The sequence below is a fragment of the Allorhizobium sonneratiae genome, from assembly GCF_023700755.1.
Lineage (GTDB): Bacteria > Pseudomonadota > Alphaproteobacteria > Rhizobiales > Rhizobiaceae > Allorhizobium > Allorhizobium sonneratiae.
Map to the genome: position 1 here is coordinate 376897 of NZ_JAMKOJ010000004.1, position 20430 is coordinate 397326.

Consider the following 20430-nt stretch of genomic DNA (forward strand, 5'->3'; position numbering starts at 1 on the left):
CAGCATCAGGGAGGAGAGCATGGCGGAAAAACTGGCACTGATCGGGGCAGGCGCCATGGGCGGCGCCATCGGCACACGGCTGGTTGAGACAGGTCATGACCTGACGGTGTTCGATCTCGACCCGCAGAAACTGGCGGAACTGACGGCGAAAGGGGCAAAATCCGCATCGAGCGCCGCCGAGGCCGCGAAGACCGCCGATGCGGTGATCCTCAGCCTCAACACGGGAAAGATCGTCCGCGCCGCCGTCTTCGGTGAGAGCGGCGTGGCGAAGGGCGCGCGACCCGGCACGCTGATCATCGACATGTCATCCATCGATCCGGAATCGACAAAGGCGCTGGCGGCAGAGGCAAAGGACGCCGGGCTGCGCTGGGTGGACAGCCCGCTTTCCGGCGGCGCGCCAAAAGCACTGACCGGGGAACTGACGCTGATGGCCGGTGGCGAGCCGGATGCCGTGGCCGAAGCCGGGCGCGTGCTTGCGCCCCTTTACGCCAATTTCACCCCTATGGGGCCACCGGGAGCCGGCCAAACCACCAAGCTGATCAATCAGGTGCTCTGCGCACTGAATTTCATGGCCGTGGCCGAAGCTGCGCGGCTGGCGCTCGATGCCGGGATCGATGCGGCAAAAATCCCTGAGGCGCTCAAGGGCGGACGCGCCGACAGCGCCATTTTGCAGGAATATATGCCGCGCTATATAAGCCGGGATTATCGCCGCACCGGGCGCATCGACAATATGGTCAAGGATTTGAACGGCGTGCAGGATCTGGCCCGGCTGACCAACACCGCCATGCCGCTGACCGCTGCCTGCGCCGAAATTCACCGGCTTTTGACCTCTGCCGGTCTTGGGGGGGAAGATCAGGCGGCGCTGATGGAATTTTTCAATGGGCCGAGACTGGAAAACGGGGAGGAAACGCCATGATCACACGCTTTGCCATGTTTGAGGGAAGGGTCAAACCCGGCGAGACCGCATCCTTTCGAGATGCCGTTTTGAGCGAGCTTCTGCCGCTGTGGCAAGCCTTTCCCGGCGCGCTTGCCGTTCGCGTCAGCTTTTCGGACGCACGCGATGAGGGCGCGCCGGAGTTTCCGCTGATCCTCGCCATTGATTATCCCGATCTGGCCACTGTGGAAAAAGCGCTGGAAAGCCCGGTCAGGGCGCAGTCCCGGGCGGTGACGCAATCGGTGGTGGCGCGGTTTTTCGAAGGCCGCATCCATCATCACGTCACCGAATGCCATGCCCTGTCGCTGAGCTGAGGCGCTGATGATCCCGCCGCGCAAACCGCCAACCATGGTCGATATCGCCCGCGAAATGGGCGTGTCGCCGATGACGGTGTCGCGCGCCTTCAAGGCCGACAGCCTGATCAGCAAGGAAACCCGCGAAGCGGTGCTGGAGATGGCGGAGCGCCTCGGCTATGTGTTTGACAGCACGGCGGCCAATCTGCGCTCGCAGAAATCCGATTTCGTGGCCGTCACCATTCCCTCGATCAACAACGCCAATTTTGCCGATACGGTCGGTGGCCTTTCCGACCGGCTGGCGGCACACGACCTGCAAATCCTGCTGGGCTATACCAATTACGACATGCAGGAAGAAGAAAGGCTGATCGAGCAATTGTTGCGGCGCAAGCCGCAGGCCATTGTCGTGACCGGCGGCAAACACACGGCCCGCGCCCGCCGCCTGCTGGAAACCGTGTCGATCCCGGTGATCGAGACCTGGGATGTGCCGGCAGAGCCGATCGGCCATTATGTCGGGTTTTCCAACAGCGACGCGATCCGGCAGATGGTCGATCATTTTGTCGCCGTCGGCTATCGCAAACTGGCCTTTATCGGCGGCGATGCCGGGCGCGACACCCGCGGCAGCGAACGTCGCAGCGGCTTTATCGCCGCCCTTCAGGCGCATGGGCTTGACGATACACGGCTGATTGGCGCCGGAACGCCGCCGATTTCCATGCGCGAAGGGGCTGCCGCCATGGCGCGACTGCTCGACACCTATCCGGATACGGAGGCGGTGATCTGCGTCTCCGACCTCTCCGCTTTCGGCGCGCTCACCGAATGCCAGAGGCTTGGCATCGACGTGCCCGGCCGCATCGCCATCGGCGGCTTCGGCAATTACGACCTCGGCGAGATCTGCGTACCTTCGCTCACCACCATCAACGCCTTTTCCCGCGATATCGGTGAGAAGACCGCCGAGCTGATCCTTGATATTCTGGCCGGGGAAAAGCCCGTGCGCAATATCCAGATCGTACCGGAGCTGATCTTGCGGCAGAGCAGCCGGTGAGCCAGCCAGACTCTCACCCATGTCGCGTTTCATGTCCCCCAGAAATGATAGGGGACATGCGACAAAACAAAGGCTTAGGGTCAAAACTCGGCGCATGAGGCTGATAAGCCGCAACCTGCTTGATAATTTCAGTTCGATTTAAAATATGAAAATATAATAATAAGCGACTGAACCTCCTTGAATTCAAAAACCTGAAGTTTTATTTACGATATAATTAACCATTGAGAGTCGTAGAGAAACTTAATAGAGCATTGTCCCGAAAAAAGTACCGAGCGGTTTTCCGTCGAAAATACGGAAACGCTCTAACTCTTTGTTTTTATGCAATTGCGGACGGAAAACCGTTTCACACTTTTCCTGGAACTGCTCTAGAGCCGCATATTCAAATGGATAAGGACTGACGCATTGAGAATCATTTTCCACGCTGGCACTCCTAAAACAGGAACAACAGCGCTGCAAAACTTTCTCCATAACCATCGAGAGCACCTTCTGGAACATGGCGTGCTTTATCCGAGAGCAGGTATTGCCCAACCTCCTGCCTACAAGCACCAATGGATCGTCGGCAACTTGATGAAAGACACGGCTGACGATTTTTCCACAATGATGGACGCAGTATTTGCCGAAGCACGCCCGGACACCCATACGATCCTCCTGTCAACCGAAGGACTGTTTCATCGCTGGTGGGATTATTCACCGGCAGGCTTACAGGCACTCGCGACACTGGCTGCACGCTTTCCTGTTGAGCTTTGGGCATTTTTTCGTGAGCCGGTCGCTTTTACGCGGAGCTTTTACATTCAGATGCTGAAGAATCCTCACGGGCTTGGCCCGTGCTATGGACTGGATGTATCTTTGCAGGAGCTTCTTGATGAGCCACGCTTTGCAATTCACCTCGATTATATCGGCTATATTAGAGCCGTCGAAGCCGTTTTGGGCGCAGGAAAGGTACGGCCCTTTCCCTATCATGGACATACAGTCGCAGATATTTTGCAAGCGCTCGCAATTGCTGATCTTGATCCTGAGAAAAGCCAGGAGAACCGAACTGTCGGAGAATTCGGGGTGGCACTGCTTCGCCAGATCAATCGCCAGCAACTGGACGTCGAGCAGAAATGGCGCGCCGTTAAATTGATTAATGATCTAGACACTTTGATAGATGGCTATAAAACCCCGTTACAGCTTGATCAAACCGTGCTTGACCGTATACATGAACTGGCAGCAGACAGCATGGAGTGTCTTCGCCGTGAATACGGCATATTGTTATAAAACAAATCGATGATGTAGAATTTTTATTACTGGCATTATCAACCGAAAGGTGTGTGGAATTTTTCAAGAAAAACATGCGGTAAAATGAAAAATTACCACTATTATTTTACAATAAAATATAGAGAATATCTAAAGGGCATCGACATTTAAAGGCGCCATATGAGTTTGATATATTCCTGTGTTGTCGACGGAGCGCCAAAATTCCAGGACCAAGCGCAGATATTTTTGCGCAGCCTTCTCGCAACAGGTGTTGAGCCGAACCATATTCATATGCACCTGACCACTCATGCCCGCCAGACCCATGGCCTTGCGGAGGCGATGGCCGAATACGGGATCGTGTTGCATGATCTGAAACCCTTTCTTGACGGCGCTTACTGCAACAAACTGGTACAACTCGATACTTTACCTTTGGGCAGTGCGGATTGCGTGGCGCTATGCGATACGGATCTTGCCTTTCTTCACTCCCTGGAAAGCGAGGCCAGTTCAAGGGTCGTGCGTGCCAAGCCCGTGGATTTACCCAATCCACCGATTGCCTTTCTTGAACGATCCCGTGAAATCTGCGGCCTCAATGGCAACCAGCCGGTTGTTCGCACCAGTTGCGAGGACGCGCCGACCTGGATTTCCAATTGCAATGGCGGCTTATATCTATTGCCTTCCATCCTGGCTCCCACAATCGCCGCATCATGGAAAAAACACGCAACCACCCTTCACGCTACCCATAACGCTCTGGAAGGGTATGCACACCACATCGACCAGATCTCTTTCGCTATGGCCATGCTCGATCTGGGACTGGAGATTGATCCACTGATGATTGAAGATAATTTCCCCCTGCATCTGTCCGATCGTTTTGCGCCCGATGCTGAGATCAATCCGCGTGTTCTGCATTACCATTGGCTTCACGATGGTGGTGACCGCCTCCTGGAAACTGGCCATGCCAGCCTGGATCGCGCTGTTCGCGCGGTCAATCTTCGACTGAAGGTCAACCGTTAGAGCATTTCATGAACGTCAAAAACATTCTCACGGAGCGCTGAAAACTCCGTCAGCCTCAGATTGAAATTTGGGGGTTGTTCTGCTCCAAATCTGGTGAAAACCTTTTGCCACAAAAGGCATGCGCCAGCGGGTGATCCGCCTGCTTGAGGCCGTCTATGACATTGAAATGATGGGTGCCGCTTTCGACCACAAGGCGGGTGGCGGCCCCCTTCAGCCGCCATGCCTCCGCCAGAAAGGCCGCCTGACGCAGAAATTCCGGCCGCTCCTGCCCGCCCACCCAGGCAATCACCTCCGCACGTCCCTTCGGCGCATGAAGCGCCGGGCTTTCCGTCAGCGCCTCCTCTTCAGAGAGCATCAGCCGCTCATTCATGCTGTTCAGCCGCAAGGGCCGCAGATCATGCAGACCGCTGATCGACACGACCCGCTCGATCCGGTTGACGACAGCATCGGCAAGCGGCGTGTCGTCGCAGACCATGCGCGTCACCAGATGCCCGCCCGCCGAATGCCCGGCAAGCCGGATCGGCCCCTCAACCTGAGAGGCCGCGACGGTGATGGCCTGACCGATAGCCTGTGTCATGGCCGAAATCCGCGCCTCAGGCGCCAGCGGATAGCTCGGCAAAGCCACGCTCCAGCCCTTTGCCAGCGCCGCAGCGGCAAAAGCAGACCAGACCGATTTGTCGAAAGCCAGCCAGTATCCGCCATGGACAAAGACGGCAAGACCGTGAGAGACGCCTTGCGGCATCAACAGGTCCATGACCATGCGGGGGGCCTCACCATAGGCAAGATCGGCGCGATGCGTGGTTTCGGCGCGAAACCGGGCGGCCTCCTCGGCCCAGCGTTGCGGATAGTCCACCGCCCCTTCGATATAGGCGCCATTGGCAAAGGCGTCTTCCCAGTCGATACCGCTTAAACCGATCATGGCTTTCTCCCATCCGCAATGGATCATAGCCATACTGCTCAAGCTTCAATAGTTCAAGCTTGAAATAAATTCTGACCCGGATTATGGTCTCGCCATCATGTCGAGCAGGAGAGCAGCATGAAGGCCGAACCGAAGACCGTCAGGAACGCTGGCCAGAACATTGGCCAGGATGCAGGCAGCCTGTCGAAAAACCGGCTGCGGCTGTGGCTCAAACTGTTGAAATCGGCTGGTCTGGTGGAGGATGAAATCCGCCGTAGGCTGCGGCAGGATTTTTCAACGACGCTGCCGCGCTTCGATGTGATGTCGGCATTGTCGCGTGCGCCGGGCGGGCTCAAGATGAAGGAAATTTCCCATCTTCTGCGCGTTTCCAACGGCAATATCACCGGCATTGTCGACAAGCTCTGCGAGGATGGTTTCGTGCTGCGGGTGACACCGCCAGACGACCGGCGCACACAGATCATCGTCCTCACACCCAAGGGCCGCAGCGAATTCGACCGGCAGGCAAAAGCCCATGAAGGCTGGATCGACGCGATCCTCGGCGGCCTCGATGCCGATGATGTCGATGGCATGATCCGCCGGCTCGACCATCTGACCCATACGCTGGAAGAGGGTGACTGAGACCGCTCACATCCGGGAGATGACTGACCCATAGAGCCGACTTTGAAAAGCCCGTCAGAGGCTTGTGCGGCGCGCCTATCATCAAGAATAGCCTGCTATAAATCAGGCATTTGAAGGGGAACTGAAACCATGTTGCGACCGACCGGTCATGAAGACAGATTTACCCGCGACAACCTGCCGCCACCCGACATGTGGCCGGATCTTCTTCTGTCGCAATTTTCCTATCCCGACCGGCTGAACGCCGCGGTGGAACTGACCGACCGCATGGTCGAGAAGGGTTTCGGCGACCGGATTGCCCTGATCGGCAACGGGCGCAAGCGCACCTATAAGGAGCTAACCGACTGGACCAATCGGCTTGCCCATGCGCTGGTCGAGGATCTCGGGGTCAAATCCGGCAACCGCGTGCTGATCCGCTCGGCCAACAATCCGGCCATGGTCGCCTGCTGGCTGGCCGCCACCAAGGTGGGCGCGGTGGTGATCAACACCATGCCGATGCTGCGGGCGGGCGAGCTGAAAAAATATATCGACAAGGCCGAGATCAGCCATGCCCTGTGCGACACCCGATTGATGGAGGAGATGCAGGCGGCGGCAGACGGCAGCCACTTTCTCAAAACCCTGGTCGGCTTTGACGGCACCAGCAATCACGATGCCGAGTTGGACCGGCTGGCGCTGGAAAAGCCTGTGAACTTTACCGCCGCCGATACGGCGCAGGACGATGTGGCGCTGATCGGCTTCACCTCCGGCTCCACCGGCGATCCCAAGGCGACGCTGCATTTTCACCGCGACCTGCTGATCATTGCCGATGGCTATGCCAGGGAAGTGCTGAAGGTAACACCGGAGGATGTTTTTGTCGGCTCGCCGCCGCTGGCTTTTACCTTCGGCCTTGGCGGGCTTGCCATCTTTCCCCTGCGTTTTGGCGCCACCGCCACGCTGCTGGAAACCGCCTCACCGCCGAACATGGTGGAGATCATCCAGAAATATCGCGCCACCGTCTGCTTCACCGCCCCCACCGCCTATCGCGCCATGATGCGGGCCATGGATGCGGGCGCCGATCTTTCCTCGCTGCGCGCTGCCGTCTCGGCCGGCGAAACCCTGCCCGGTCCGGTCTATCGCGACTGGATGGAAAAGACCGGCAAGCCGATGCTGGACGGCATCGGCGCCACCGAAATGCTGCATATCTTCATCACCAACCGTTTCGAGGACCACAGGCCCGGCTGCACCGGCAGGCCGGTTGCAGGCTATGAGGCCAAGGTGGTCGGTTCCGATGGTAAAGACCTGCCGCCCGGAACGCCGGGCCATCTGGCCGTGCGCGGGCCGATCGGCTGCCGCTATCTGCGCGGCGAACGCCAGAGCGGCTATGTCCAAAACGGCTGGAACATCACCGGCGACACCTTCATTCAGGATGAGGACGGCTATTTCCACTTTGCCGCCCGCAGCGACGACATGATCGTCTCGGCCGGCTACAATATTGCCGGGCCGGAGGTGGAGGCCGCCCTTCTCGCCCATGCCGATGTCGCCGAATGCGCGGTGATCGGCGTGGCAGACGCCGATCGCGGCAGCATCGTCCAGGCTTTCGTCGTGTTGAAGGGCGATAAATCCGGCAGTCCCGATATGGCGCAGCGGTTACAGGACCATGTGAAGGCGACCATCGCACCTTATAAATATCCGCGCTCAATCGTTTTCGTCCCTGCTTTGCCGAAAACCGAAAGCGGCAAGATTCAACGTTTCAAGCTCAGGAGTGTCGCGTGAGCCAGGAGGTCTATAATCCCGGTGCCGAGGGGGCGAAGCTGAATTTCAGCGACGCCATGTCCTATGGCGATTATCTGCATCTCGATGGGATTTTAAGTCAGCAGCATCCGTTAAGCCCCGCCCATGACGAGATGCTGTTCATCATCCAGCACCAGACCAGCGAATTGTGGATGAAGCTGATCATTCATGAAATGATGGCCGCACGCGACATGCTGAAACGCGGCGACACCGCCAACATGTTCAAGATGCTGGCGCGTGTGGCGCGGATTTTCGAGCAGCTCAACAGCGCCTGGGATGTGCTGCGCACCATGACGCCCGCCGATTATACGCGGTTTCGCCAGAGCCTTGGCCCCTCCTCCGGCTTTCAGTCCTATCAATACCGGCTAATCGAATATCTGCTCGGCAACCGCAATCCTACCATGCTGAAGCCGCATGAGCATGTGCCCGAGGTCCACGCCCTGCTGAAGGCCGAGCTTGCCCGGCCGAGCTTTTATGACGAGGTGGTGCGGCTGCTGTTCATCACCCTCGACGGTTCCGATGCCGCCATGCCCGCGCCGGAGCTTGAGGCGCCGCACAGCGCCCATCCCGAGATCATGGCCCGCTGGAAGATCGTCTATCAGGATATCGACCGTTACTGGATGCTCTATGAACTGGGCGAGAAACTGGTCGATCTGGAGGATTATTTCCGCCGCTGGCGCTTCAATCACGTCACCACGGTGGAGCGCGTCATCGGCTTCAAGCGCGGCACCGGCGGCACGTCCGGCGTGAATTATCTGCGCCGGATGCTGGGCGTGGAACTGTTTCCCGAACTTTGGCAATTGCGTGGAGAGCTTTGAGCATGACACCCCCTCTTCTTCCGAGAAAACACCTGTTCGACCTGCCCGAGGGCATTCTTTATCTCGACGGCAATTCGCTCGGTGTCTTGCCCAAGGGCTGTGCTGAGCGCGCCGCCCATGTCATCGGCCAGGAATGGGGCAAGGAGCTGATCAAGGCCTGGAATACGGCAGACTGGATTTCACTGCCCGAGCGTGTCGGCTCGCGCATCGCCGCCTTGATCGGCGCGCCCGCAGGCTCTGTCGCCACCGGCGACACGCTGTCGATCAAGGTCTATCAGGCGCTGGCTTCGGCGCTGAAAATGCGGCCGGATCGACGTGTCATCCTCTCCGACACCGGCAATTTCCCGACTGATCTCTATATGGCAAGCGGGCTGATCGAGACGATCGGCAAGGATTATCAATTGAAGGTGATCGCGCCGGAAACGGTCGCTGACGCCATTGACGAGAGCGTGGCGGCGGTGATGCTGACCCAGGTGGATTACCGCACAGGACGGATGCATGACATGGCCGCCCTCACCGCTCGCGCCCATCAGGCCGGAGCGGTGATGATCTGGGATCTGGCCCACAGCGCCGGTGCGGTGCCGGTGGAGCTGACGGCCAGCAAGGCCGAATTTGCCGTGGGCTGCTCCTATAAATATCTGAATGGCGGACCGGGTGCCCCGGCCTTCATCTATGTGCGTCCCGATATCGTCACAGAAGCCCAGCCGGCACTGGCGGGCTGGATGGGCCATGACGCACCCTTTGCCATGGAGCTTGGCTATCGCCCTGCCCTCTCGACCGAGCGTTTTCGCGTTGGCACGCCGCCGATCGTTCAGCTGTCCATTCTCGATCAGGCCCTTAACGCCTTCGAGGGCGTCACCATGGCCGATATCCGCGCCGCCTCGATCACGCTTTCACAGCGTTTTGTCGCGGAGGTGGAGGCCGCCTGCCCGGCGCTGGTGCTTGCCTCGCCGCGTGATCCCGAAGGGCGCGGCTCGCAGGTCTCCTTTGCCTTCGAGCATGGCTATGCCGCCATTCAGGCGCTGATCGATCACGGCGTCATCGGCGATTTTCGCGCCCCCAACATCATGCGCTTCGGCTTTACCCCGCTTTATCTCGATGAGGAGGATGTGGTGAAGGCCGCGGCCATCGTCGCCAGAGTGATCAATGAACGTCTTTACGACAATGATCAATATCGGCGGGTATCGCGGGTGACGTGATCAAGCGACGTTCTGCATGAGACAAAAAAGGGCCGGAGATGATCCGGCCCTTTTTGTTGTTGTGACAAACCCTGTCAGTGACCGGCAGGGGTCGGCTCGCCGCCATGGACTTCGACATCGTCCTCATGTGCCTTGGCCGGACCGCTGGCGATCAGGATATAGGCTGCGGGAACGACGAAGAGGGTGAACAGCGTACCGATAGCCAGACCGGTGGCAATCACCAGACCCATGTTGAAGCGGGAGGCTGCACCGGCGCCGGTTGCGGTGATCAGCGGAATAACGCCGAGCACCATGGCCGCTGTGGTCATCAGGATCGGACGAAGACGAACCGTGGCCGCTTCGATGATCGAATGACGCTTGTCCATCCCGGCATTGCGGTGTTCGTTGGCCACTTCGACCATCAGAATACCGTGCTTGCTGATCAGGCCCATCAGGGTGACGAGACCGACCTGGGTATAGATGTTCAAGGACGCACCGCCCACGCCAATGCTGATGAAGATCAGCGCGCCTGCGAGCGACATCGGCACCGAGACCAGAATGACGATCGGGTCACGGAAGCTGTTGAACAGGGCCGACAGCGCCAGGAAGATGATGATCAACGCAAACATGAAGGTGTTGACGAAGCCACCGGATTCCTGCTCCAGCTGACGCGACTGACCACCGTAATCGACGGTGTAGCCCTGCGGCAGGGTTTTTGCCGCCAGAGACTTCAGCGTATCAATTGCCGTGCCCATGGCCACACCCGGCATGGCAACGCCCGAAATGGTTGCGGCGTTGAGCTGCTGGAAGTGGTTGCGTGACTGCGGCACCGTTTCCGTCTCGATATGGGCAACCGTCGACAGCGGAATGGTCGTGCCGGTGCTGGTGTTGATGTAATAATTCAGCACCTGCTCGGGATTGAGCCGGTAATCCTGCTGAACCTGCGGGATCACCTTGTAGGAACGACCGTCCAGGCTGAAATAGCCGGTATAGTTGCCGCCCAGCATGGTGGCCAGTGCTGCACCGACATCCGACATGTTCAGACCCATCTGCGCAACCTTTTCCCGGTCGAAGACGATATTCACCTGCGGTTGGTTGAGCTTCAGGTCGTTGGACAGAAAGATGAACTGGCCGGTCTTCAGAGCGTCCGCCATGAATTTCTGCGAGACATCGTTGAGCTGCGAGAAATCGCCCGTCGTGGAAATGACGAACTGGATCGGCAGACCGTTACTGCCCGGCAGAGGCGCCGGCTGGAAGGCCACGGTCTGGACGCCGGCAATCTTGTTCAGCTCCTGCTGGATCATCGGCTGCAAGGTTTTCGTGGTTTGCGTCCGTTCATCCCAAGGTTTCAGCACCCAGCCGGCAATGTCCTGGGCCGGCGTGGAAATCTGGAAAACCACCTTGGTTTCAGGCTGTTTGGCATAAATGTCATAGGCCTGCTTGGCATAGAAGAGTTTCTGGTTGAGCGTGGCCGTCGGTGAAGGCGTGGTCAGTGTCAGAATGACACCCTGGTCCTCTTCCGGTGCCAGTTCAGACGTCGAGCTGGAATAGAGCCAGTAAAGGCTACACAGCACGATCAGGCCGAAGGTCACCACGACCGGCAGGGTTTTCAGCGTGCTTTCCAGCATTCTGCGATAGGTGCGGGTCACCGCCCCCATCACCCTGTCGATCAGATGGACGATCCGCGCTTCCAGCGTTTTCGATTCACGTGTGATCGGTTTCAGCAGATAGGCGCAGTTCATCGGCGACAGCGTCAACGCGAGGATGGCCGACACCGTGACCGCACCGGCAAGGGTGAAGGCAAACTCGGTGAAGAGCGCACCGGTCAATCCACCCTGGAAACCGACGGGAACGTAAACGGCAATCAGAACCACCGTCATGGCGATGATCGGGCTGCCGAGGTCGCGCGCCGCCTGCAGGGCGGCGTTAAACGGCTTCATCCCCTCTTCCATATGCCGGTTGACGCCCTCCACCACGATGATGGCGTCGTCCACCACAAGGCCGATGGCAAGCACCATGGCCAGAAGGGTGAGAAGATTGATCGAGAAGCCGAGGAACAGCATCATCGCGAAGGTGCCGATCAGCGACAGCGGAATGGCAACAATCGGAATGAGAACCGCACGCCAGGAACCGAGGAACAGGAACACGACCACGGTAACGATGAGGCCAGCCTCGAACAGCGTATGGATCACTTCATTGATCGAGCTGTTCACGAAGTCGGTCGAGTCATAGATAATCTGGCCGTCGATGCCGCTCGGCAGTTGTGCCTTTATCTCCGGGAACACGGCCTTGACGCCGTTGATCACGTTGAGAAGGTTTGCTGTCGGCGCCACCTGAATGCCGATATAGACGGCCCGCTTGCCGTTGAAGCTGGTTGCGGAGTCGTAATCGTCGCTGCCAAGCGTGACATTGGCGATATCGCTCAGGTGGATGGTGGCGTTGTTGACCTGTTTGACAATCAGGTTCTTGTACTCGGCCAGCGTATGCAGGTTGGTCGAGGACGACAGGTTGACCTGAATGAGATTGCCCTTGGTGGTGCCGAGACCGGAGATATAGTCATTGCTGGTGAGCGCGGTTTTCACGTCGCTGGCGCTCAGACCATAGGCGGCCATCTTCACCGGATCGAGCCAGGCACGCAGGGCAAATTTCTTCGCACCGAGCAGTTCGGCCGTCTGCACACCTTCAACGGCCTGCAGTTTCGGCTGGACGACGCGGGTCAGATAATCCGTCACCTGGTTGGCGTCCAGCACGTCGCTGGAGAAGCCCATATACATGGCGTCGATCGTCTGGCCAACCTTCAGCGTCAGGGTTGGCTGCTGCGCCCCGGAGGGCAGCTGGTTGATGACCGAATTGACCTTGGTGTTGATTTCCGTCAACGCCTTGCCGGAATCATAGTTCAGGCGAAGGTTGACGGTGATCGTGCTGGTGCCGGTCTGGCTGGTCGAGGTCATGTAGTCGATACCGTTGGCCTGCGCGATGGCATTTTCCAGCGGCGTGGTGATAAAGCCGGCGATGATATCGGAATCGGCACCGGCATAGGTCGTCGTCACCGTCACGATGGCATTCTGCGTCCGCGGATATTGCAGGATCGGCAGAGAGAACATCGATTTCAGTCCAAGCACCAGGATGAGCAGGCTCACCACCAGCGCCAGAACCGGGCGACGAACGAAAATATCCGTGAAGCTTTTCATGGTTCAGCCCTATTGATCGACGATCTGCGGCGCATTTTCGGCAGTCGGAACATGACTGTTGTCAATCATAACAGGGGTACCGTTGCGCAGCTTCAGCTGACCAGCCACAACCACTGTATCGCCCTTGTTGATACCGCTGGTGATGGCAACATTGTCGCCGCGCGTGTCCCCGGTCTTGACGAAGACCTGCTTGACCGTTTTTTGGCCCTTCTCGGTGCCGGATGTGTTTTCAACGACGAACACACTGTCACCATAAGGATTGTAGACAATGGCCGTCTGCGGCAGCGTGATGAACTGTTTTTCATTGCCGATCGAGATCGTCACCCGGGCGAACATGCCCGGCAGCAGCAGCTTTTCCGGGTTTTTCAGCACAGCCCGGACCTGCACGTTGCGCGAGGTGGAATCGACCTTGGAGTTGATGGCGGAGATTTCGCCGTCAAAGGTCTTGCCGGGGAAGGCATCGACCGTCAACTTCACCGGCTGGCCCACCTTGAGCTCGCTGATCCTCTGCTGCGGCAGGTAGATATCGACATGCAGCAGATCGAGCGCCTGCAGCGTGACGATGGTCGTGCCCGCTGTCAGATATTCACCGACATCGACGGCGCGGATGCCCAGACGCCCGGAATAGGGTGCTTTCAGCGTCTTTTCGCTGAGCACCGCCGCCTGCTGGTCAACGAGCGCCGTGGCGTTCTTCAGATTGGCCTTGTCGGTATCGACCGTGGCCTGGCTGACGCCGTTATATTTGAACTGTTCCTGATCGCGCTTCAGCGTGATGGCGTAATTGTCGGCCGTTGCCTGCAGCGATTGCAGCTTGGCAATGTCGTCATCGGCGTAAAGCTGCAGCAGCGTCTGGCCTTCCTTCACGTCATCGCCGTTCTTGAAACTGATGTTCTGGACAATGCCGGACACCTGAAGGGCAAGATCGGCGCCGCGCTCGGCTCCGAGCGTACCGACAGCCTGGATCTGGTCCTGCCAGTTCGTCACATTCGCAACAGTCGTCGAGACGGTTTGAGGCGGATTGCTCATACTCGCCATGACCTTCTGAATGATCCCGGCCTTGAAATTCTGAAACCAGAAAAGCCCGCCCAAAACCGCTCCTGTTGCAAGCAGCATGATAATCATCCGCTTGATCATTACGCTCAATCCTTTCTAATTTAAGCGTTTATTCACCGCTTACCCATGTTGGCCGCTATGTTCTGAAGGCAAATAGCAAGAGAAACTTGCCGAAGATCCGTCAGATGCAACTTATATCCAAAATGCTTGCAATTTTATTGTCGTTGATCTTATCGGGAAACAACATGAGATTTACCTCTGACTGCGACCACCCTCGACACATAATCCTGTCAGGCTCTGTTTCTTTTTGTGCCGAGAGGCCCTCAATTCCCGTTGCGCATCTGAAAGGCCCATCAGATATGAGAGAGCCTGTTGCAGTGCCTAATCTATCGCCGACTAAATTGAACCGAACCGTTCAGTATGGCGATAAATGCAATGGAATGATGATGAAAGTCAAGAGGGCATTGCAACATGAAACATAGCTGTGCCACAAGGTGCGGGAAAGATGAAAACGATCCCGGCAGCCCTGCACCTGACGGCCTCCATCGGGAAGCTTTTTCCTGTTGTTTTCCTAAAGCATGTCGCGTTTTCGTGTCCTCGATAAAACGATAACGGACATAAGAGAAACAAGGACTTGAGGCCCCATGACTGAGGCTGACAAGCCGCAAGCCGCTTAACACAATCGTGCGTTTTATCAAGTGCACATAAGATGCTGTAACAGTTTCAATCGGCTGCATCATTTTGACCTTCAATCTCAACCGGCTGAACGAATGATGCAGTATCGCAATTCCAGCAAAGGCGTAACACGGTGTTGCCTCTGGGCTTGCGTGGAAACAGAAAGTGAGAGCGTTTCTACCTTGCCGTGAAACACTGACACGCTCCAAGGCCGGATCAAAGCGGCAATATTCCTTGCCAAATCGATAGAATCCGATATTGTCACGTTACTAAGGCATTTTTCCAAAAAATATCGTGACAATCAGGTTTTGGGACAAGACTCATGACAATGACCTCGCTGGACTCCGTCTCAAGCTTTGCGGATATCATTCTCGATCAGGGGGATGAGATTTCCTCCAAGCTCGACCTCCTGCGCATCGAGCGCTTTCCCCCCAATGCGCAAAAGACCCTGCGCCAGTTTTCTCTGGCGGAGGTCGCGGATTTTATCGGCGTGTCGCAAAGTTATCTGAAGAAGCTGCATCTGTCCGGCAAGGGGGTCGAACCGAGCGTGACCTCCACCGGACGACGCTTCTATACCGCGTCCCAGATGGATGATCTGCGCGCCCTGCTCGACCGGGTGCCGCATCGCCGCGACGGTGAAAAGCTTCAGGTGATTGCCGTCGTCAATTTCAAGGGCGGCTCGGGCAAAACGACGACCTCGGCCCATCTGGCGCAGTATCTGGCGCTGCGCGGCTTTCGCACGCTGGCGGTCGATCTCGACCCGCAGGCCTCGCTGACTGCCCTTTACGGCATTCAGCCGGAGCTGGACAACAAGCCGTCCTTTTACGAGGCCATCCGCTATGATGGTGAGCGGCGTCCGGTGTCCGAGGTGATCCAGCCGACCAATTTTCCCAATCTCGATATCGTACCCGCCAATCTCGAATTGCAGGAATATGAATATGAGACGCCGCTGGCCATGCAGCGCCGCGACAGCAATGAGGGCAAGCTGTTCTACACCCGCATCGGCGCAAGCCTTGCCGAAGTCGAAGACCGCTATGATGTGGTGGTGATCGACTGCCCGCCGCAGCTTGGCTATCTCACACTGACGGCGCTGACGGCGGCCACCTCGGTGCTGATCACCGTGCATCCGCAAATGCTCGACATCATGTCCATGTCGCAATTCCTGTTGATGCTGGGCGGCATTTTGAAAAGCGTCGAAGGTGCCGGGGTCAATGTCTCGCTCGACTGGTTCCGCTATCTGATCACCCGTTACGAGCCGATGGACATTCCCCAGCAGCAGATGGTTGGCTTCATGCAGTCGATGTTTGCCCGGCAGATGATGAAGAACCCGATGGTCAAATCCACGGCGGTCTCCGATGCGGGTCTGACCAAGCAGACGCTCTATGAAGTCGACCGCGCGCAATTTACCCCCTCCACCTATGACCGCGCCCGCGAAGCCATGGATGCCGTCAACGCCGAAGTGGTCGATCTCATTTTACAGGCCTGGGGGCGCTGAGATGGGAAACCACGTTTCAGGGGCTTTATTGTCAGCCGTACAAATGGCCAGTTTCACCAACAATTCCATAGGCTTGTTCTTTCGGGGAGATCAGTGACATGGCGCGCAAGGATGTGTTTGCCAATATCAATTCCATGCAGCCCGCCGCCGAGCGGCGCAGCTCGCCCGGTTACGCCACCCGCGGTGCCAGCCGCTCCATGGTCAACTCCTTGAGCGAGTTGGCGGAAAAGGCCGCACTGGCCGATCAGGCCGTGGCGGGCGAAAAAGTGGTGGAGATCGATCCGGCGCTGATCGACCCCTCCTTCATCACTGAGCGGATGGAAGAGGATGAGGCCGCCTTTGCCGAACTGGTCGAGGCCATTCGCGAGCGTGGACAGGATACGCCGGTGCTGTTGCGCCCGCACCCGGATGAGGAAGGCCGCTTCCAGACCGTGTTCGGCCATCGCCGCGTGCGGGTGGCGAAACATCTGCAAAGACCGGTCAAGGCCGTGGTCAAGGATGTGTCGGATGTCGATCATATCATTGCCCAGGGGCAGGAAAACTCCGCCCGCGAAAATCTGTCCTTCATCGAGCGTGCCTGTTTTGCCCAGAACCTGATCGCGCTGGGCCATGAGCGGCGCGTGGTGCAGCTGGCGCTTTCCGTCGATGCGCCGATGCTGACGCGGATGCTGTCGGTGGCAGGCCGCATTCCCGCCGATGTCATTGCCGCCATCGGCCCGGCCAAGAGCGTGGGCCGCGACCGCTGGCTGGATCTTGTACAGGAAATCGAGCCGCCCAAGGCGCTGGCGCTGGCGCGCGAGATCATCCTTGCCGACGGTTTTCAGGATGCGCCTTCCGAAGCCCGCTTCGACAGATTGGCCGGTGAGCTGAAAAAAGCCCGCCGCCCGGCAAAAAAGACCAGCCCGGTAGGCGAGTGGGTGTCGCAGGATGCAGCCCTCAAGGCGGAATACAAGACCAGCGGCCGCAGTTTTTCACTGGCGCTGAAATCGCGCGATGCCGCCCGTTTCGGCGCCTATCTCGCCGACAATCTTGAGCGTCTGCACGAGGAATTCAAACGCGCCCGTCAGGACGAGGAGGGCTGAGCGAAGCCCGCCATTCACCCTCCCCTTCATCACAAGCCCGCTTCACTGAAGCGGGCTTTTTTTATGGGAACGCGCCAGCAATGCCTTAATCAGGTCTTTCTCATGGAACAATTCGGGCGAGATTGTGTTGACCCCATCTCCAGCATGATCTGCCCGGCCTGCTTCTCTTTGGCTCCGGCCTCTTCCTTCCGGACTGAACCGGCTCCCGTCACGATCATGCGTCCATACGAAAAGGTGGCGATATGCCGGGCAATACCCGTGACCCGACATCTCCTCACCCTCAGGAGTGGTCGATGAATAAGACGTTTTTCTGGCTGGCGCTTGTCGCCGTGGCTGTCCTTGTCCTCCTTCTCTTCTACAGTCTGCGGGATGCAGATCCCCCCTCACCCCAACAGCAACCCTCACCCCACGCTCTGGAGCAAAGCCAGTAAGGAGATGAATCGTGGCTGTTACCATAACCTCTATCTTGTTCGCCCTGATCGGTGTTTTTCTCACAGGCGGCGGCCTCTGGCTGGTGCTTCTGGGCGGAAGCTGGTTTTATCTTTTTGCCGGTCTCATGTTCCTGCTGACAGGCTTTCTGCTCTATCGTCGCCGCTCATCGGCTTTTCCCGTTTATGCGTTGCTGGTGATCGTCTCGCTTGCCTGGGCGTTATGGGAAGTGGGGCTGGACTGGTGGCAGCTTGCGCCGCGCGGCGGCGTGATCATTCTGCTCGGTCTTTGGCTTCTCACGCCCTGGATATGCCGTCCTCTCAGCCGTGCTGAACACCGCTATCGCCTGCCCTGGTCGCTGGCCGGAGCCAACCTGATTGCGATTATTGTTGCGGTCGTGTCGATGGTCGTGCCCTCCAACGATCTTTCCGGTTCGCTGCCGACGCTTGCTGCCACGGCCTCCCCTGCCTATGGCGGTGATGTGCCGGATGGTGAATGGCACCAATATGGCCGCACACCTTTTGGCCAACGCTATTCTCCGCTGACCCAGATCAACACCACCAATGTCGATCACCTCAAGGTCGCCTGGGAATATGAAACCGGCGATAAGAAACAGCCGGACGATGTTGGCGAAACCACCTATGAGATTACGCCGTTGAAAATCGGCGATACGCTTTATCTGTGCACACCGCATAACTGGGCCATTGCGCTGGATGCGCGAACCGGCAAACAGAAATGGAAATTCGATCCGCATGTCGGTTTCAACAATCAGCGTCAGCACCAGACCTGCCGCGGTGTCAGCTATTATCGTGACACGGCCGCAACACCCGGTCAGTCCTGCGCGCAGCGCATCTATCTGCCCACCTCCGATGCACGGCTGATTGCGCTGGATGCCGAAACCGGCGTGGTCTGCGAAGGCTTTGCCGACAATGGCGCGCTGCATCTCGAACAGCATATGAAATACAAGCCGAAGGGCTATTATTACTCAACCTCGCCGCCGGTCATTGTCGGGCATGAGATCATCATTGGCGGCTCCGTCAACGACAATTACTCGCTTCAGGAACAGTCCGGCGTCATCCGTGCCTTTGATGTCGATACGGGCCGATTGCTGTGGAACTGGGATGCGGGCAATCCTGAAAAGACTGCGCCGCTTGGCCCGGGCGAAACCTATACGACCAATTCGCCGAACAGCTGGTCGGTGTTCAGCGTCGATCAGCAATTGGGCCTCGTCTATATCCCGCTCGGCAATCAGGTGCCTGACCAGCTCGGCATGAACCGCAGCGCCAATGTGGAGAAATATTCCTCCTCCATCGTCGCCCTCGACATCAACACCGGGCAGGTGCGCTGGGTGCAGCAATTCGTCCATCACGATCTGTGGGATATGGATGTGCCAGCCCAGCCGGTGCTGTTCAACCTGACGAAAAAGGACGGCACCGTCATTCCCGCCCTCGTCGCGCCAACCAAGCAGGGTGATATTTACGTGCTCGACCGGCGCACCGGCCAGCCGATCTTTCCCGTCAAGGAGCTTCCCGCCCCCGGCGGCGCAATTCAGGGCGATCACACCGCCCCCACCCAGCCGAAATCCAGCATCAGCTTTTCCCCGCCAAAGCTGACGGGCAAAAACATGTGGGGCATCACGCTGTTCGACCAGCTTGCCTGCCGCATCGAGTTTCACCGGTATCGCTATGAGGGGCGTTATACGCCGCCCTCGCTTCAGGGCAGCATCATCTATCCCGGCAATTTCGGCACCTTCAACTGGGGCAGTGTGGCGGTCGATCCTGAGCGGCAGGTCATGTTTGGCATGCCGACCTATCTCGCCTTCATTTCTCGCCTGGTGCCGGCGGCTGACATGCCGGCGAAAAACGCCAGCGACAAGGCCAGCGAACACGGGCTGAACCGCAATACCGGCGCAGCTTATGGCGTCTATCTCGGTCCCTTCCTCAGCCCGCTGAAAATTCCCTGCCAGGCGCCGCCATGGGGCTATGTTGCAGGTGTCGATCTCACCACCGGCAAGATCGTCTACAAGCACAAGAACGGCACCGTCTACGACATGACGCCGCTGCCGCTGCCCTTCAAGGTGGGTGTGCCCGGTATTGGCGGACCGATCATCACCAAGGGCGGGGTCGCCTTCCTTGCCGCCGCCGTCGATGATTATCTGCGCGCCTATGATGTCACCACCGGCAAGCAGATCTGGCAGGCGCGCCTGCCCGCCGGCGGACAGGCAACGCCCATGACCTATAAGGCCAGCGACAACAAGCAGTATGTGGTGATCGTGGCTGGCGGCCATGGCTCGATCGGTACCAAGCCGGGCGATTATGTCATTGCCTATCGTCTGCCCGACCAGACCTGACGGGATGACCCAGATCTGACACCAGATCTGACACCAGATCTGACAGAGTCCATCGCCATGCGATCTGACAACGCATGGCGATGGACACAGCCGGACACAACTATAAACCTATTGTCTGGAACCTTTGCCGCATTCCATTGTTGTGGGAAAACAGGTCATCTGCACAGCGGCGGTTTGAACAGACCGGCGCATAAGATGAAAATCAATGCCTGAAAAGGCTTGCGCGCATGTGCGTGTCAGACAAAGCGGCAATCTCCGCACAGTCCCAACTCTCTGGCTCCAAACCTATGGCGCCGTCGTTTTATAAAATAAACACAGGATATCAGGACATAAGAAACA

General features: G+C 58.0%; 17 protein-coding genes. 13 read left to right on the plus strand and 4 right to left on the minus strand.

The genetic code is table 11. The features are described from left to right. Nucleotides 1–19: 19 nt before the first annotated feature. From NAC44_RS10065 to NAC44_RS10075, 3 genes are read left to right on the plus strand one after another with little or no spacing between them, the layout of a single operon-like run. Entirely contained in the window at nt 20–916 is an 897-nt protein-coding gene (locus tag NAC44_RS10065; RefSeq protein ID WP_250940334.1) for an NAD(P)-dependent oxidoreductase, read from the plus strand. After that, a complete protein-coding gene (locus NAC44_RS10070; RefSeq protein WP_250940336.1) occupies nt 913–1248 on the plus strand; it encodes a hypothetical protein in 336 nt (111 codons plus the stop codon). The genes NAC44_RS10065 and NAC44_RS10070 overlap by 4 nt, the downstream gene beginning before the upstream one ends. Nucleotides 1249–1255: 7 nt before the next feature. Beyond that, nucleotides 1256–2269, plus strand: a complete 1014-nt coding sequence (locus NAC44_RS10075; protein ID WP_250940338.1) for a LacI family DNA-binding transcriptional regulator — start codon at nt 1256–1258, stop codon at nt 2267–2269. Between the two features lie 240 nt (nt 2270–2509). On the opposite strand, the gene NAC44_RS10080 is transcribed toward NAC44_RS10075, so the two are convergent. After that, entirely contained in the window at nt 2510–2689 is a 180-nt protein-coding gene (locus tag NAC44_RS10080) for a hypothetical protein (RefSeq protein WP_250940340.1), read from the minus strand. Here NAC44_RS10080 and NAC44_RS10085 point away from each other — a divergent pair. Together NAC44_RS10085 and NAC44_RS10090 are read left to right on the plus strand one after the other, a co-directional pair. Further along, complete coding sequence (locus NAC44_RS10085) at nt 2672–3526, plus strand: hypothetical protein (protein ID WP_250940342.1); 855 nt, start codon at nt 2672–2674, stop codon at nt 3524–3526. The genes NAC44_RS10080 and NAC44_RS10085 overlap by 18 nt on opposite strands. A gap of 159 nt (nt 3527–3685) precedes the next feature. Continuing rightward, a complete protein-coding gene (locus NAC44_RS10090) occupies nt 3686–4516 on the plus strand; it encodes a hypothetical protein (protein WP_250940344.1) in 831 nt (276 codons plus the stop codon). A gap of 55 nt (nt 4517–4571) precedes the next feature. On the opposite strand, the gene NAC44_RS10095 is transcribed toward NAC44_RS10090, so the two are convergent. Continuing rightward, nucleotides 4572–5435, minus strand: a complete 864-nt coding sequence (locus tag NAC44_RS10095) for an alpha/beta hydrolase (RefSeq protein ID WP_250940345.1) — start codon at nt 5433–5435, stop codon at nt 4572–4574. 117 nt (nt 5436–5552) lie between these two features. On the opposite strand from NAC44_RS10095, the gene NAC44_RS10100 reads away from it, so the two are divergent. The 4 genes from NAC44_RS10100 (at nt 5553) to kynU (ending at nt 9837) form a co-directional block, all read left to right on the plus strand. After that, nucleotides 5553–6053: a MarR family winged helix-turn-helix transcriptional regulator gene (locus NAC44_RS10100; protein ID WP_250940347.1), complete on the plus strand. Its 501-nt coding sequence runs from the start codon at nt 5553–5555 to the stop codon at nt 6051–6053. Nucleotides 6054–6182: 129 nt separating this feature from the next. Continuing rightward, complete coding sequence (locus NAC44_RS10105; protein WP_250940349.1) at nt 6183–7802, plus strand: AMP-binding protein; 1620 nt, start codon at nt 6183–6185, stop codon at nt 7800–7802. Continuing rightward, nucleotides 7799–8638 carry a tryptophan 2,3-dioxygenase gene (locus NAC44_RS10110; protein WP_250940351.1) on the plus strand — a complete coding sequence of 280 codons (840 nt, stop codon included), beginning with the start codon at nt 7799–7801 and terminating at the stop codon, nt 8636–8638. Before NAC44_RS10105 ends, NAC44_RS10110 begins: the two co-directional genes overlap by 4 nt. 2 nt (nt 8639–8640) lie before the next feature. Continuing rightward, nucleotides 8641–9837: a kynureninase gene (kynU, locus tag NAC44_RS10115; protein WP_250940353.1), complete on the plus strand. Its 1197-nt coding sequence runs from the start codon at nt 8641–8643 to the stop codon at nt 9835–9837. 74 nt (nt 9838–9911) lie between these two features. Here the strand turns inward: kynU and NAC44_RS10120 are convergent, their stop codons facing one another. Both NAC44_RS10120 and NAC44_RS10125 read right to left on the minus strand, forming a co-directional pair. After that, nucleotides 9912–13007: an efflux RND transporter permease subunit gene (locus NAC44_RS10120; RefSeq protein ID WP_250940355.1), complete on the minus strand. Its 3096-nt coding sequence runs from the start codon at nt 13005–13007 to the stop codon at nt 9912–9914. A gap of 9 nt (nt 13008–13016) precedes the next feature. Beyond that, nucleotides 13017–14141, minus strand: coding sequence for an efflux RND transporter periplasmic adaptor subunit (locus NAC44_RS10125; protein ID WP_250940357.1), 1125 nt, complete (start codon nt 14139–14141; stop codon nt 13017–13019). Nucleotides 14142–15063: 922 nt separating this feature from the next. Between NAC44_RS10125 and repA the strand changes: the two genes are divergently transcribed. The 4 genes from repA to NAC44_RS10145 all read left to right on the plus strand — a co-directional run bounded on the left by repA (nt 15064) and on the right by NAC44_RS10145 (nt 20091). After that, the gene (gene repA / locus NAC44_RS10130; RefSeq protein ID WP_420839920.1) at nt 15064–16230 is read left to right on the plus strand and encodes a plasmid partitioning protein RepA; all 1167 of its coding nucleotides are present in this window, start codon (nt 15064–15066) and stop codon (nt 16228–16230) included. Nucleotides 16231–16328: 98 nt separating this feature from the next. Further along, nucleotides 16329–17312, plus strand: a complete 984-nt coding sequence (gene repB, locus NAC44_RS10135) for a plasmid partitioning protein RepB (protein WP_250940361.1) — start codon at nt 16329–16331, stop codon at nt 17310–17312. A 293-nt stretch (nt 17313–17605) separates the two neighbouring features. Next, a complete protein-coding gene (locus NAC44_RS10140) occupies nt 17606–17743 on the plus strand; it encodes a hypothetical protein (RefSeq protein ID WP_250940363.1) in 138 nt (45 codons plus the stop codon). Nucleotides 17744–17754: 11 nt separating this feature from the next. Beyond that, entirely contained in the window at nt 17755–20091 is a 2337-nt protein-coding gene (locus NAC44_RS10145) for a glucose/quinate/shikimate family membrane-bound PQQ-dependent dehydrogenase (protein ID WP_250940365.1), read from the plus strand. Nucleotides 20092–20430 lie beyond the last annotated feature (339 nt).

What these genes read in the sequence shown, in the direction of transcription:
- NAC44_RS10065 (WP_250940334.1), top strand. Translation starts at nt 20, where the DNA reads ATGGCGGAAAAACTGGCACTGATCGGGGCAGGCGCCATGGGCGGCGCC.
- NAC44_RS10070 (WP_250940336.1), top strand. Translation starts at nt 913, where the DNA reads ATGATCACACGCTTTGCCATGTTTGAGGGAAGGGTCAAACCCGGCGAG.
- NAC44_RS10075 (WP_250940338.1), top strand. Translation starts at nt 1,256, where the DNA reads ATGATCCCGCCGCGCAAACCGCCAACCATGGTCGATATCGCCCGCGAA.
- NAC44_RS10090 (WP_250940344.1), top strand. Translation starts at nt 3,686, where the DNA reads ATGAGTTTGATATATTCCTGTGTTGTCGACGGAGCGCCAAAATTCCAG.
- NAC44_RS10095 (WP_250940345.1), bottom strand. Translation starts at nt 5,435, where the DNA reads ATGATCGGTTTAAGCGGTATCGACTGGGAAGACGCCTTTGCCAATGGC.
- NAC44_RS10100 (WP_250940347.1), top strand. Translation starts at nt 5,553, where the DNA reads ATGAAGGCCGAACCGAAGACCGTCAGGAACGCTGGCCAGAACATTGGC.
- NAC44_RS10105 (WP_250940349.1), top strand. Translation starts at nt 6,183, where the DNA reads ATGTTGCGACCGACCGGTCATGAAGACAGATTTACCCGCGACAACCTG.
- kynU (WP_250940353.1), top strand. Translation starts at nt 8,641, where the DNA reads ATGACACCCCCTCTTCTTCCGAGAAAACACCTGTTCGACCTGCCCGAG.
- NAC44_RS10120 (WP_250940355.1), bottom strand. Translation starts at nt 13,007, where the DNA reads ATGAAAAGCTTCACGGATATTTTCGTTCGTCGCCCGGTTCTGGCGCTG.
- NAC44_RS10125 (WP_250940357.1), bottom strand. Translation starts at nt 14,141, where the DNA reads ATGATCAAGCGGATGATTATCATGCTGCTTGCAACAGGAGCGGTTTTG.
- repA (WP_420839920.1), top strand. Translation starts at nt 15,064, where the DNA reads ATGACCTCGCTGGACTCCGTCTCAAGCTTTGCGGATATCATTCTCGAT.
- repB (WP_250940361.1), top strand. Translation starts at nt 16,329, where the DNA reads ATGGCGCGCAAGGATGTGTTTGCCAATATCAATTCCATGCAGCCCGCC.
- NAC44_RS10140 (WP_250940363.1), top strand. Translation starts at nt 17,606, where the DNA reads ATGAATAAGACGTTTTTCTGGCTGGCGCTTGTCGCCGTGGCTGTCCTT.